Annotated in this window: 13 protein-coding genes; 4 read left to right on the top strand and 9 right to left on the bottom strand. The window is 66.6% G+C overall.

What is annotated here, in order from left to right; all coding sequences use genetic code 11:
- Window positions 1–8: 8 nt before the first annotated feature.
- Window positions 9–542, bottom strand: a complete 534-nt coding sequence (locus tag C1A30_RS33870; protein ID WP_101952544.1) for a gamma carbonic anhydrase family protein — start codon at window positions 540–542, stop codon at window positions 9–11.
- Between the two features lie 15 nt (window positions 543–557).
- On the bottom strand, window positions 558–1,514 hold the full coding sequence (locus C1A30_RS33865) for a GlxA family transcriptional regulator (RefSeq protein ID WP_101952543.1): 957 nt from the start codon (window positions 1,512–1,514) through the stop codon (window positions 558–560).
- A 39-nt stretch (window positions 1,515–1,553) separates the two neighbouring features.
- On the opposite strand from C1A30_RS33865, the gene C1A30_RS33860 reads away from it, so the two are divergent.
- Window positions 1,554–2,876 (top strand): MFS transporter, encoded by a 1,323-nt coding sequence (locus tag C1A30_RS33860; protein WP_235010329.1) that lies wholly within the window; start codon window positions 1,554–1,556, stop codon window positions 2,874–2,876.
- 77 nt (window positions 2,877–2,953) lie between these two features.
- The gene (locus C1A30_RS33855) at window positions 2,954–3,670 is read left to right on the top strand and encodes a fasciclin domain-containing protein (protein WP_101953081.1); all 717 of its coding nucleotides are present in this window, start codon (window positions 2,954–2,956) and stop codon (window positions 3,668–3,670) included.
- A 75-nt stretch (window positions 3,671–3,745) separates the two neighbouring features.
- On the opposite strand, the gene C1A30_RS33850 is transcribed toward C1A30_RS33855, so the two are convergent.
- Genes C1A30_RS33850 through C1A30_RS33840 form a run of 3 tightly spaced genes read right to left on the bottom strand, consistent with a single transcriptional unit; the run spans window position 3,746 to window position 6,828 of the window.
- Window positions 3,746–4,888 (bottom strand): acyl-CoA dehydrogenase family protein, encoded by a 1,143-nt coding sequence (locus C1A30_RS33850; RefSeq protein WP_101952542.1) that lies wholly within the window; start codon window positions 4,886–4,888, stop codon window positions 3,746–3,748.
- Complete coding sequence (locus C1A30_RS33845) at window positions 4,889–5,686, bottom strand: crotonase/enoyl-CoA hydratase family protein (RefSeq protein WP_101952541.1); 798 nt, start codon at window positions 5,684–5,686, stop codon at window positions 4,889–4,891.
- On the bottom strand, window positions 5,683–6,828 hold the full coding sequence (locus tag C1A30_RS33840) for a thiolase family protein (RefSeq protein WP_101952540.1): 1,146 nt from the start codon (window positions 6,826–6,828) through the stop codon (window positions 5,683–5,685). Before C1A30_RS33840 ends, C1A30_RS33845 begins: the two co-directional genes overlap by 4 nt.
- Window positions 6,829–6,996: 168 nt before the next feature.
- Here C1A30_RS33840 and C1A30_RS33835 point away from each other — a divergent pair, with 168 nt between their 5' ends.
- On the top strand, window positions 6,997–7,788 hold the full coding sequence (locus C1A30_RS33835) for a FadR/GntR family transcriptional regulator (RefSeq protein ID WP_101952539.1): 792 nt from the start codon (window positions 6,997–6,999) through the stop codon (window positions 7,786–7,788).
- 89 nt (window positions 7,789–7,877) lie between these two features.
- Here the strand turns inward: C1A30_RS33835 and C1A30_RS33830 are convergent, their stop codons facing one another.
- Window positions 7,878–8,264 carry a hypothetical protein gene (locus tag C1A30_RS33830; RefSeq protein ID WP_101952538.1) on the bottom strand — a complete coding sequence of 129 codons (387 nt, stop codon included), beginning with the start codon at window positions 8,262–8,264 and terminating at the stop codon, window positions 7,878–7,880.
- Window positions 8,248–10,023 (bottom strand): DUF3556 domain-containing protein, encoded by a 1,776-nt coding sequence (locus C1A30_RS33825; RefSeq protein WP_101952537.1) that lies wholly within the window; start codon window positions 10,021–10,023, stop codon window positions 8,248–8,250. The genes C1A30_RS33830 and C1A30_RS33825 overlap by 17 nt, the downstream gene beginning before the upstream one ends.
- 320 nt (window positions 10,024–10,343) lie before the next feature.
- Between C1A30_RS33825 and C1A30_RS33820 the strand changes: the two genes are divergently transcribed.
- Complete coding sequence (locus tag C1A30_RS33820) at window positions 10,344–10,691, top strand: hypothetical protein (protein WP_101952536.1); 348 nt, start codon at window positions 10,344–10,346, stop codon at window positions 10,689–10,691.
- Between the two features lie 61 nt (window positions 10,692–10,752).
- Here the strand turns inward: C1A30_RS33820 and C1A30_RS33815 are convergent, their stop codons facing one another.
- Window positions 10,753–11,283 carry a DoxX family protein gene (locus C1A30_RS33815; RefSeq protein ID WP_101952535.1) on the bottom strand — a complete coding sequence of 177 codons (531 nt, stop codon included), beginning with the start codon at window positions 11,281–11,283 and terminating at the stop codon, window positions 10,753–10,755.
- 22 nt (window positions 11,284–11,305) lie between these two features.
- The gene (locus tag C1A30_RS33810; protein WP_101952534.1) at window positions 11,306–12,070 is read right to left on the bottom strand and encodes an SDR family NAD(P)-dependent oxidoreductase; all 765 of its coding nucleotides are present in this window, start codon (window positions 12,068–12,070) and stop codon (window positions 11,306–11,308) included.
- Window positions 12,071–12,087 lie beyond the last annotated feature (17 nt).

Genomic DNA, 12,087 nt, shown 5'->3' with positions numbered 1-12,087 from the left:
GTGCGGGATTAATTGACGGCGTCGCGATGCAACTCGACGAGGGCCTGGTACACCTGGGCGTTGTTGCGGTTGTGCGCCACCTCGGCATCGGACAGCTCGCGACGCACCTTACCCGGCACGCCCGCCACCAGCGAGCGCGGCGGCACCACCAGACCCTGCGGCACCAGTGCGCTCGCGGCGATCAGCGACCCGGCACCGATCTTGGCGCCGTTGAGGATGACCGCGCCCATCCCGACCAGGCAGCCGTCCTCGATCTCACACCCGTGCAGAACGGCGTTGTGCCCGACGCTGACGTTCGCGCCGATGCGGATGGGAAACCCCGGGTCGACGTGGATCGTGGCGCCGTCCTGGATGTTGGTGCCGAACCCGATCTCGATGAGTTCGGCCTCCGCGCGCAACGTCGCGCCGTACCACACACTGGACCCGGCGGCCAGCGTGACCTGACCGATCACACTGGCGTTGGGCGCCACCCAAGACTCATCGTGTAGCTGCGGTGCGCGCCCGCGAATGGGCAGGATCAGGGGTCCAGACATGACGGCCATCGTAGGCACCCGCAGTTAGACGCCTTGATACACCTTGCGATAACTCGACGGCGACATCCCCACACCCCGGCGCAAATGGTGACGCAGATTACCGCCGGATCCCAGCCCGGCCAGCCGGGCCACCTCGTCGACCGGCAGATCGCGCGACTCCAGCAACTCGCGGGCGCGGTCGATGCGACGGCTGCGTACCCACGCGCCTGGCGCCTGCCCGGTCTCTTCGCGGAACCGACGGTTGAACGTGCGGGCGCTCATCTTCGCGTGCCGCGCCAACCGTTGCACGGTCAGCTCCTCGTCGAGGTGCCGCAGCGCCCACTCGCGGGTGGCGGCCGTCGAAAAGTGGTCGGGCTCAGGCACTTGCCGGTCGATGAACTGCGCCTGGCCGCCCTCCCGCCACGGCGGCACCACGCAGTACCTGGCGACCGCGTTGGCCACCTTGGTGCCGTGATCGCAGCGAATGATGTGCAGGCACAAATCGATTCCCGCGGCCAGACCCGCCGAGGTGAGCACGTCACCGTCGTCGACGAACAACACGTTCTCGTCGACCAGCACCTGGGGGTGCAGCCGCCGCAACTGGTCGGCGAACTTCCAGTGCGTGGTCGCGCGGCGCCCGTCCAGCAGGCCCGCCGCCGCCAGCACGAAGGCGCCGGTGCAGATCGACACCAGCCTGGTGCCCGGCCGGATCCGCGCGAACGCGTCGGCGGCCTCCCGGCCGAGCACACCGTCCACGCGGGCAGGCGGGTAACGCGTACCGGGGACGACGACGGTGTCGGCGGTCTCCAGTGCGTCCAGCCCCGCCGACGGCAGCAGGTCGAAACCCGTCGTGGCCGCGATCGGGCCGGGCGTCAACCCGCATGTGACGACGTCGTACAGCGCGTTGCCGTCGTCGTCCGATACCGATGAGAAGAACGTCGGCGCGATGGCGGCGTCGAACCCCACGACCGGCGGCAGGAGCAGGACCGCGACACGATGCATGCCGCCATTTTGGCACGTTTTTGACGACTGGTGTCATTCATGCCACTGGCTGGCACTCGGCGGATCGGCGACAGTGATCCGGTGACAGTCACTGCCGCGCAGACCCGCACGCCCCTCGGCCGGTTCCACTGGGCCTGGGTGGTGGCCGCCGTCAGCTTCATCGCGATCCTCGGCGCGGCGGGATTCCGCTCGGTGCCCGGCGTGATGATGAACCCGCTGCACCACGAGTTCGGCTGGTCGCACGGCGTGGTCGGGCTGGCGATGTCGGTCAACATGACGCTGTTCGGGCTGACCGCGCCGTTCGCCGCGGCCCTGATGGACCGCTTCGGTGTGCGACCTGTGTTGTCGGCGGCCCTGGTGTTGATCGCGACCGGATCGGCGCTGTCCGTGACGATGACCGCAAGCTGGCAGTTGGTGCTGCTGTGGGGCGTGCTCGTCGGCGTCGGCACCGGGTCCATCTCGATGGGCTTCGTCGCGACCGTGGCGACGCGCTGGTTCGAGGCACGCCGAGGCCTCGTGACCGGCGTGCTGACCGCGGCGAGCGCCACCGGACAGCTGATCTTCCTGCCCATCGTCGCCGAGGTGACCACCACGCACGGGTGGCGGTGGGCGTCGCTGATTGTGGCCGCGGCGGCGCTGTCCGTGGTCCCGCTCGTGCTGGTGTTCATGCGAAACTACCCGCAGGACAAGGGTTTAACGGCCTATGGCGCCACCACCGCCGTCGAACCCGCCGTCGTGCCCGCGTCGAGCTTCCGGGCCGCGTTCGACGGGTTGTGGATCGGTGCGCGGGTGCCTGCGTTCTGGTTGTTGGCCGGCAGCTTCGCGATCTGCGGGATGACGACGAACGGGTTGATCGGCACGCACTTCATCCCGGCGGCCAACGACCACGGCATGCCGACCACGGTGGCGGCCGGGCTGCTGGCGACGATCGGCGTGTTGGACGTCGCGGGCACCATCTTCTCGGGATGGTTGACCGACAGGGTCGATCCGCGACTGCTGCTCGTCGTCTACTACACCGGGCGGGGGGTGTCGCTGCTGTTGCTGCCCTCGTTGCTTTCGCCGCATGCCGCGCCGAGCACCTGGGTGTTCGTCATCTTCTACGGCCTGGACTGGGTCGCGACCGTGCCGCCGACCATCGTGCTGTGCCGGCAGTACTTCGGCGCCCGCACGCCGGTGGTGTTCGGCTGGGTGTTCGCGTCGCATCAGTTGGGCGCCGCGGTCGCCGCCGCGGGCGCGGGCTGGCTGCGGGATCTGCAGGGCAACTACGACATGGCGTTCCACCTGGCGGCCTGCCTGTGTTTCGTCGCGGCCGTACTCTGTTTCAGTGTCCGAAGAGCCCAGGTCAGCGCCGCTGTAACGTAATCGGGTCGTCGTAGCGACTTTGGAATTGGGTGTTCGCTGCCCTTAACATGCGATGCGACCTGACGAAGGAGCCGACATTGAAGACTCGCGCCAGCAAGGGATTGGGAGCCGCGGTTGGGATAGCCGCGATCGTGGCAGCGGTGCCGTTCGCACTGAACGCGCCGGTGGCAGGTAACGCCTACGCCGACCCGCCACCGAGCGACGTCTCGACGCCTGTCGCGCCGATCCCCGACCCTCAAGGTCCCGGCTGCGATGCGTTCAAGACGGCGCTGCCCAACTGGAAGGACCTTTCCAGCCAGCCGGTCAGCAAGGTGCTCGCGAGCATCCCTGACATCTCGACTTTCAATTCGTTGATTTCCGGGCAGGCCAATCCCTCCGTCAACATCCAGTCGGTCATCGACAACGGTCCGTACGTGGTGTTTGCGCCGTCCAACGCGGCGTTCGCGGATTACCCGCAACTCGCGTCGATCACAGCCGACCCCGCGGCGCTGTACAAGCTCGACTACTACCACGTGTTCCTCGGCCTGCTCGGTCCCGACGATGTGCACGGCCAGCGGCCCAGCCAACAGGGCGCCGAGGTGAAGGTGACCGGCAAGGGCGGCGACATCAAGGTCAACGACACCGCGAAGCTCGTCTGCGGCGGGATTCAGGCCGAGAACGCGCGGATTTACATCATCGACCAGGTGCTCGACCCCGATACGGCGCCTGAGCCGATCACGCCGACCGGCACCAGCGCGACGACCACCACGACGACGACCACGACCACGACGTCGGCCCCGCCGGCTGCGGGCTGATTTCTTCTCGCGAGCAGACGCAAAGTGTCCCGACACGCCGCGAAAATGGAACACTTTGCGTCTGCTCGCGCTTGATCAGAGGCCGAGGTCGCGGCCGATGATCTCCTTCATGATCTCGGTCGTGCCACCGAAGATGGTCTGGATCCGCACGTCGACGTAGTCCCGGGCGACCTTGTACTCGTTCATGTAGCCGTACCCGCCGTGCAACTGCACGCAGTTGTCGACGACACGCTTGCCGAGTTCGGTGCACCACCACTTGGCCTTCGACGCCTGCACCGCGGTGAGCTCCTTGTCGACGGCGGCGCGCAGGCACCGGTCGATGTACTGCTCGGCGATCTCGAGTTCGGTGTCCATCTCGGCCATCAGGAACCGGTTGTGCTGGAAGCTGCCGATCGGCTGCCCGAACGCCTTGCGGTCCTTGACGTATTGCAGTGTCTCGCGCCAGGTTTCGCGTGCACCCGCGATCGCGGCGATCGCGATGGACAACCGCTCGGACGGCAGGTTGCGCATCAGGTGGTAGAAGCCCTTGCCCTCCTCGCCGAGCAGGTTGTTAGCGGGCACGCGGACGTTCTCGAAGTGCAACTCGGCGGTGTCGGCGGCGTGCAGGCCCATCTTGTCGAGCTTGCGGCCGCGCTCGAAGCCGGCCATCCCACGCTCGACGACCAAAAGCGAGAAGCCCTTGTGGCCTGCTTCGGGATTGGTGCGAGCGACGACGATCACCAGGTCGCTGTTGATGCCCGCTGAGATGAATGTCTTGGAGCCGTTGAGAATCCAGTCGTCGCCGTCGCGAACCGCGGTGGTCTTGATGCCGGCCAGGTCGCTGCCCGCGCCGGGTTCGGTCATCGCGATCGCACCGATCAGCTCACCGGTGATGTAACCCGGCAGCCACCGCTCCTTCTGCTCGTCGGTGGCCAGCGAGGCGAAATACGGGCCGACGATATCGTTCTGCAGGCTCAGGCCGGGCGTCGCGGGACCGAACTTCGCGAATTCCTCGACGATCACCGCGTTGAACCGGAAGTCGTCGACGCCACCGCCGCCGTACTGCTCGGGCATGTTGAACCCGATGAGGCCGTACTTGCCTGCAGCCACATAGGATTCGCGGTCGACCAGCCGTTCGCTCTCCCACTTCTCGGCGTGCGGCGCGCATTCCTTCTCCAGGAACTGGCGCGCGGTCTCCCGCAACTGCTCATGTTCGGCTTCGAATACCAGACGCTTCATCTACTTTGCCTTCCATACAGGTTCGCGCTTCTCCGCAAACGCCAGCGGCCCTTCTTTGGCGTCCTCGGAACGCATCAAGGTCCCGATCTCGCGCATGGTCCTTGTCCACCCGGGTTCGTCGCCGACGATCACGCCGTCGTCGACGCCCATGGCCACCCGCTTACTGGCCCAGACCGCAAGCGGCGCATTGCATGTGATGCGTTCGGCGAGCGCGAGAGCCGCCTCGACGGCGGTGCCGTCGGGTACGACCTGGTTGATCAGCCCCCACTTCAGCGCGTCGGCCGACGACATCGGCTCACCGGTGAAGATCAGTTCCATCGCAACCTTGCGCGGCAGGTGGTCGACGATCCGGAACACGCCGCCCGCGGCCGCGATCAGCCCGCGTTTGACTTCGGGCAGCCCGAATTTCGCGCGCTCCTCGGCCACCACCAGGTCGCTCGCGAGCGCCAATTCTGAGCCGCCGCCGAGCGCGGTGCCGTTGACGGCCGCGATGGTGGGCTTGTCGATGTAGTGGTGCACGTAACCGGCGAACCCCCACTCCGCGTGGTCCGGGTGGAACAAGTTCTCCCGACGCGATATCGCCTTGAGATCTGCTCCAGCGCAGAAGGATTCACCGGCTCCGGTGATGACGACCGCACGCACGTCAGGGTCGTCCTGCGCGGCCTGCAGCGCGTCACCGACGGCGGTGCTCACCGCGCCGTTGACGGCGTTGCGCGCCTCGGGCCGGTTGATGGTGATGATGAGGACGTTGCCCCGCCGCTCGGTGAGAGCGGCGGGTGCCTGTACGTCAGGTGTCACAGCAGTTCGAGGATGGTGGCGTTGGCCTGGCCGCCGCCCTCGCACATGGTCTGCAGGCCGTATTGAATGCCCTTGTCCCGCATGTGGTACAGCATCGTCGTCATGATGCGGGCACCGGAGCCGCCGAGCGGGTGGCCCAGTGCGATCGCGCCGCCGTTGGGGTTCAGCTTCTTCTCGTCGGCGCCGATGTCCTTGAGCCACGCCAGCGGCACCGGGGCGAACGCCTCGTTGACCTCGAACACGCCGATCTCGTCGAGGCTCAGGCCCGACTTGTGCAGCGCCTTCTGGGTCGCCGGGATCGGCGCGGTCAGCATGATCACCGGATCGGCGCCTGCCAGCACCGCGGTGTGCACCTTGGCGATCGGCTTGAGGCCCAACGACTTCGCCTTCTCGGCCGACATGAACAGCAGCGCCGCTGAACCGTCAGAGATCTGGCTGGAGTTGCCGGCGTGGATCACGCCGTCCTCCTTGAACGCGGGCTTGATCTTGCCGATCGACTCGATGGTGCCGCCGCGCCGGATGCCCTCGTCCTTGAGCACCGGGTTACCGTCCTGGTCCTTGATCGCGACGATCTGATCGTCGAACGCACCGGAATCCTGTGCGGCCGCGGCCTTCTCGTGCGAGCCGAGCGAGAACTGATCGAGGTCGGTACGGCTGAAGCCCCACTGGTCGGCGATCATCTCGGCACCGATGCCCTGATTCGGGGTCTGGCTGTAGCGGTTACGGAACGCCTCCGGGTACGGATGCCCGCCGTTGGCAAGCGAGGAGCCCATCGGAGTGCGCGACATCGACTCCACGCCGCCGGCGACGACGACGTCGTAGTGGCCTGCGACCACGCCCGCCGCGGCGAAGTGCACCGACTGCTGGCTCGACCCGCACTGGCGGTCCACGGTCACGCCGGGCACGCTCTCGGGCCAGCCCGCGGCGAGCACCGCGGTGCGGGCAATGTCGAGCGCCTGCTCGCCTGCCTGCATGACGCAACCCCAGATGACGTCGTCGACGATCGAGGGCTCGATGCCAGCACGCTCGACGAGGCCGTTGAGCACCTGCGCGGACAGGTCGCCGGCGTGCACACCCGACAGCCCGCCGTTGCGCTTGCCGACCGGCGACCGTACGGCCTCGACGATGACGGCTTCAGCCATGACACTTTCTCCTTTGAATGCGGTGTTTCCCCGAAGGTAGATCAACAAGGTTTACTAGGTCAACCTGCTGGTTGGTAGGCTGGCAGCGGCATCGTGGCCGGTTTTGCCCTGTTCGACATGGTTTACTGAGTTGCATAGCTCGGGGGACACTGCGTGGGAGAAGTTGATGTGACGCGAAGCACACCGCTGGCGCCGATGATCGGCCCGAACGGCGTCGGCTCCGGCGCGGCGGTCCGCTCGCCGAAGACGGCCGAGCTGGTCGCGGGCACGCTGCGCCGCATGGTCGTCGACGGTCAGCTCAAGGACGGCGACTTCCTGCCGAACGAGGCAGAGCTGATGGCCCACTTCGGCGTCAGCAGGCCGACGCTGCGTGAAGCCGTCCGGGTGCTGGAGTCCGAGCGGCTGGTCGAGGTGCGGCGCGGGTCGCGCACCGGCGCCCGTGTCCGGGTGCCCGGGGCGGAGATCGTCGCGCGTCCGGCGGGTCTGCTGCTCGAACTGACCGGCGCGACCATCGCCGACGTGATGGTGGCCCAGGCGGGCATCGAGCCGATGGCGGCCCGCCTGCTGGCGGAGTCGGGCAGCACGGAGGCGTTCGACGAACTCGACAAGCTGCTGGCCGAACACATCCCCACCGGGTGGCAGTCGGGCCGGCTGGCCGAGACGACGGGCGACTTCCACCGCCGCATGGTGGAGCTGTCGGGAAACGCCTCACTGGCGATCATCGCGGGCATGCTGCACGAGATCACCGTGCGGCACACCGCGTTTCTGTTCAAGGAACGCCGGCCGGTGTCGAAGTCGGACTACGACAAGCTGATGCGGTCCTACGGGCGGCTGATGAAGTTGTTGCGGTCGGGCGACGGCGAAGCGGCCGAGGCGCATTGGCGCAAACACCTCGACGTCGCGCGCAGCCTGCTGCTGGAAGGGCTGGAGACCGTCAAGGTACGCGACGTGATGGGCTGACCAGTCGAACCCTCCGCGAGAGGAGTAGTTGTCGTGGAAAAGTTCGAGTGAGCCGCACGGTAACTACAGTTTCGCGAAACCACCGGGGCCTAGTCCGGCCACACCGCCAGACGCGTGGACGTCTCCACCAGCCCGTCGGACGTCTTCCACCGCATCGGCAGCAGCCGGTAACGCCAGCTGCCCGGGCGGCCATCCGCACCGACATGGTCGACCGCGATCGAAATCAACCCGTCGTCAAGGTGTTTGGCGTGTGTCTCGAAGTACAGGCCGCGTTCGTCGTCGAGTTCCGACATCAGCTCGCTGCCGTAGAGCAGCCGCGGGCCCGGCGCCCGGTACAGCAGCACGCACTGGTGCCGGTCCGGGCAGTGCCCACCGATCACCCGCACCGCGCAGTTCCTGTCGACCGGCCCGAGGTCGCTCTGCAGTCGCCCGGTCTCGTCGAACCACACGGACACCGGCTCAGGTGGCGTCGCCATTGAATGTCGCCGCCCCTGCGGCTCCGACCCGGTCACTTCTGTACACATGCACCGGCACGGTGTCGTCCCATGGCTGGCGGGTCACCATGTCGGCGACTTTGACGTAGCCGCTTTCGAATTCGCCGGTGGCCGCGTCGACGAGCCGGTACTCCTGGCGCTGTTTGTGGATCGGCTGCGCGTCGATCAACACGATGCGGACCTCCCCCGGTTCGAAGTGGCACCGCTGGTGCAGGGCCTCGATCAACTGCTCGTTGTGCATGTGGCCGTCGCCGAAGTTCCAGCCGATCGCCGTCGAACAGATGCGTTCGCCGTCGGTCAGCACGTAGTCGTCCTCGTTGTGCCCGGCCATCGCGCGGTGCGCGAGTGTGAACATCGCGCGACCGTGGGTGTTGAAGGCGCGGAACGCATATCCCATGTACAGGTACATCTGCGCGGTCTCCGGGCTGCCGTAGTACCGCTCCATCTGCGCCTGCGGCATGCTCGCGATCGAGACGATGTTCTTCTCGATCTTCTCGGCGGCCGACGGTTTGACGCACCACAGCCCGGTGTCCCAGTTGCCCGCGTAGTACCGCATGCCCGGTAGGAAGGACACCTTGCGCGGGGACAGGTTTCCCACCACGACGGTGCCGGCGACGACGACGAACAACAGCACCGGCAGCGGCGTCGACATATCGCCCAAGCCGACGTCGGCGTGGCCGACGAACAGCGCCAGCACCGAGAACATCATGAAGACGTTCCACTCCAGCGGCACGCCCATCGGGATCGACGACAGGATGCCGAAGTGGAAGCACAGCATCACGAACGCGGCCACATAAGTCGGCCAACCGCCGTGGGAGAAGAACAACACCAACGGCACCAGTCCCTCGATCGCGGTGCTGAAGTGCGCGAGCCACCGCGACAGCCGGCCCGGCCGCAGGTCGTCCGGGAAGTGCTCGAAGAACTTGCGCTTGATGAACCGCGGCCGGAACACCGGATTGTTGCTCATCATCGTCGAGATGACGAACGGGAAGTGCTTGTTCAGCTTCGATGTCGCCGCACCCAGCCAGATGGTCAAGCACACCAGTTTGGCGGCGATGATCATGTCCACCCCGTATCCGGCGAACAGGAACGCCACGGTGAACGACGCGTACACCTCGCCGCGCGCCGCCAGGAAGATGACCTTGTCGCGCAGGCCGAGCACGGCCAGCAGGCCGAGGATCGTCCAGATCTGCCACATCGGCAGCACACCGACGGCCGTGCCGAGCGCGGGCATCGGCCCTGTGCCGTCGGAGCACAGCGCGATCACGAGCACGACGAGCAGCGCCGCGTAGAGCAGGGCGTCGAGCGGCGTGCGCGTGGTGCCCTTCGTCAGCGGCACCCGAGTGGGCCATGGTGGCAGCCGAATCGTGTTGGGCCGCAACCAGTACAGGATCGAGCCCATCGGCGGGAAAAACCGGTTGTTCAGCGGACCGAAGCCACAACCGAGCCCGACGACCTCGAACAACATGGTGTACAGCCCGACCTTCTCGAAGACGATCGGCTCGGCATACCACTGCCCGACATTGGTGAAGCCGTCGATGCCGTCGGTCGCGAGCGCGAACAACCAGCCAACGAGGATGTAGAGAAGGATCTTGACGACGTAGAACAGGTGCAGCACCACCGGGGTACCGAAGCCCACCTCAGCCCAGTGCCGGGCCATCGGCACGATCTTCTCGGCGCGCGTGCCCTTGCTCCACTCCTCGTAATCGACGACGGGCGCGTCCTGCTTCAGAAACCCCATGTCGGATCAGACTAGAACGTGTTCTAGCCGAGCGGGACGACTTTGGTCGCAAGCGCGGTGAGGCGTCCGCCCGATCCATTAACTGGCTACCTTCGGCCGACTCGACACGGCCCGCGTCGCACCGCCGACGCTTCCGGCGATCGGTTGACGGCAACAAAGCGCGGCATTGCCCGTGAACCGTGCGAACCCTGCTAAGGGCAAACCAAGAAAGTTTTTGAAAAGTCACGGTTTCAACTTCGCCCGAGATGGTTAACCCGACTACGCGCCCGACAAAACCGTTTGCTGGGCGGTACGGGTTCACAGCGAGAGGGGAATTGACCATGCATCGTAAGGGGCTGCTGTCGCGGGTCGCGTTGGTTTCAGGGACGGCAATCGTGTCGGGCGGCATCGCGCTTGCGGGTGCCGGGATGGCTTCGGCCCAACCGAGCGAACGGATCGACCATCAGATCGGCCACGCAGGCACGTACTACAACCACCAACTCGGGCACCTGGGCACGTTCCTGAATCATCAGGTCGGCCACGCAGGCACCTACTACAGCGTGCAGACCGGCCGCGCCGCCTCCTACGCGGTGACGCAGACCGGTCGGGCGGGTTCGTACGCGCTGACGCAGACGGGGCGGGCCGTGTCGGGCCTGCTGAACAGCCTGCTCGGCAAGAACAACCGCTAGCCAGCGGCGGTGGATGCGGGTGGCCGGTGACCGGTCACCCGCATTCGCATGACTTCTGTTGTCAGGCTTCGGCTTTCGCCGGGGGTCGCCAGAAGATCACCAACTGGCCGATGCCACCGACGAGCCCGAGCACCGCCGAGATCAACAGCCCCCACCAACCGTGCAGATAGTCGTAGAGCCCCGATGACCCGAACAGCGCGTAGTCCAGGCTGAACCGGCCCGCCCCGATGGTGGCCACCGCCACCGCCGAGGACGCCAGGATCAAGTTGTATTCCCAGCCCTCCTTGACGATGAAAAACCCGTTGGGCCGATGCACCGTCCAAGCGGCCACGAACATCAGCGCGACGAAACCCGCGGCGGGAATCGGCGTCAACAACCCCACCGCCAGCCCGATACCCGCCGCCATCTCTGTCGTCGCGGCCACCCGCGCGTGGAACATGCCCGGCCTCATGCCCATGCTGTCGAACCAGCCCGCAGTCCCGGACAAGCCACCCTTGCCGAAGAACTTGTTGTAGCCGTGGGCGGCCATGGTCAGACCCAGCACCACCCGCAATATCAGCAGCCCGGTGTCGATCGCTGTGTGGTCAGTCATGCAACAAAATCTAGGCCATGTGTTAAGCCGCCGACCACCCCCCGTCCACTCCGAGGATCGTCCCGTGGATGTTTGCGGCATCGTCGCCGGCCAGGAAAACCACCGCAGCCGCGACCTCCTCGGGCGTGCTCATCCGTCGCGACGGTATGCGTGCGAGCATCGGGGCGACGTGGTCGGCGAACTGCTCTTGGCGTTCAGTGGCGATCGGACCGGGCGCGACCGCGTTGACCCGAACGCCGGACGGTCCGTACTCGTCGGCCCACGACTGAGTGAAAGAGTGGATCACCGCCTTGTTCGAGGAGTAGATCGCCGAGCCCGCGCTGCCGCGCAGTCCAGCGATGGATCCGATATTGATGATGGCGCCGTCGCCGCGCTCAACCATCGCCGGCGCCAGTTGCCCGGTGAGCAGGAACGGCGCAAACACATTCACCGCGAAGGCATCCCGCAACAGTTCTTCGGGTATCTCGGCGGTCGGCGCCGGCATCAGCAGCATCGCGGCGTTGTTGACCAGGATGTCGATCCGACCGCCCGCGGCGACGGTGGCCTCTGCTGCCAACCGGCGCACCTCGTGCTCGCCCGCGCCGAGGTCGGCGACGACGAATTCCGCGGAACCGCCTGCGGTTCGGATCTCTGCGACCACGGCATCGCCGCGGACCTTGTCCCGGCCGCTGACGACGACGAAGGCACCCTCTGCAGCCAACGCCGAGGCGATGGCCACGCCGAGGCCGCCCGTGGAACCGGTGACCAATGCTGTGCGGCCAGCCAGCCGCGTGACGTTTGAACTCATGGATTCACTGGTACGCT

Source organism: Mycobacterium sp. 3519A (assembly GCF_900240945.1).
Taxonomy (GTDB): domain Bacteria; phylum Actinomycetota; class Actinomycetes; order Mycobacteriales; family Mycobacteriaceae; genus Mycobacterium.
The sequence above is the reverse complement of the archived record's forward strand: the minus strand, read 5'-3'. Positions and strand labels throughout refer to the sequence as shown.

Excerpts from the sequence above, each read along its gene's own strand:
- C1A30_RS33870 (WP_101952544.1), bottom strand. The coding sequence starts at position 542 with ATGGCCGTCATGTCTGGACCCCTGATCCTGCCCATTCGCGGGCGCGCA.
- C1A30_RS33865 (WP_101952543.1), bottom strand. The coding sequence starts at position 1,514 with ATGCATCGTGTCGCGGTCCTGCTCCTGCCGCCGGTCGTGGGGTTCGAC.
- C1A30_RS33860 (WP_235010329.1), top strand. The coding sequence starts at position 1,554 with ATGCCACTGGCTGGCACTCGGCGGATCGGCGACAGTGATCCGGTGACA.
- C1A30_RS33850 (WP_101952542.1), bottom strand. The coding sequence starts at position 4,888 with ATGAAGCGTCTGGTATTCGAAGCCGAACATGAGCAGTTGCGGGAGACC.
- C1A30_RS33840 (WP_101952540.1), bottom strand. The coding sequence starts at position 6,828 with ATGGCTGAAGCCGTCATCGTCGAGGCCGTACGGTCGCCGGTCGGCAAG.
- C1A30_RS33830 (WP_101952538.1), bottom strand. The coding sequence starts at position 8,264 with ATGGCGACGCCACCTGAGCCGGTGTCCGTGTGGTTCGACGAGACCGGG.
- C1A30_RS33825 (WP_101952537.1), bottom strand. The coding sequence starts at position 10,023 with ATGGGGTTTCTGAAGCAGGACGCGCCCGTCGTCGATTACGAGGAGTGG.
- C1A30_RS33820 (WP_101952536.1), top strand. The coding sequence starts at position 10,344 with ATGCATCGTAAGGGGCTGCTGTCGCGGGTCGCGTTGGTTTCAGGGACG.
- C1A30_RS33815 (WP_101952535.1), bottom strand. The coding sequence starts at position 11,283 with ATGACTGACCACACAGCGATCGACACCGGGCTGCTGATATTGCGGGTG.
- C1A30_RS33810 (WP_101952534.1), bottom strand. The coding sequence starts at position 12,070 with ATGAGTTCAAACGTCACGCGGCTGGCTGGCCGCACAGCATTGGTCACC.